The organism is Tritonibacter sp. SIMBA_163, from assembly GCF_046535935.1.
Lineage (GTDB): Bacteria > Pseudomonadota > Alphaproteobacteria > Rhodobacterales > Rhodobacteraceae > Epibacterium > Epibacterium scottomollicae.
Genome location: NZ_JAWJBP010001017.1, coordinates 1 through 247, shown reverse-complemented (window position 1 = coordinate 247; position 247 = coordinate 1). Strand labels below are relative to the sequence as shown.

General features: G+C 48.6%; 1 protein-coding gene. It reads right to left on the bottom strand.

From position 1 onward, the window contains the following. On the bottom strand, nucleotides 1-247 hold a 247-nt coding region (locus tag R0J92_RS25405; protein WP_411053728.1), incomplete at both ends, for an Hsp70 family protein.

Genomic DNA, 247 nt, shown 5'->3' with positions numbered 1-247 from the left:
AAAGGAAAGGGGACTAACATCTAACAAGAGAACGTCTTTTACTTCTCCGGCAAGAATTCCGGCTTGAATGGCAGCCCCCACTGCAACCACTTCATCAGGGTTAACATTTTGGTTGGGTTCCCGTCCAATTAAATCTCGCACCATGTTTTGCACCATGGGAATGCGAGTTGATCCGCCCACTAACACTACTTCGTCAATATCATCAGGGCGTAACCCTGCATCTTTAAAGGCGCGTTTCAGGGGACGG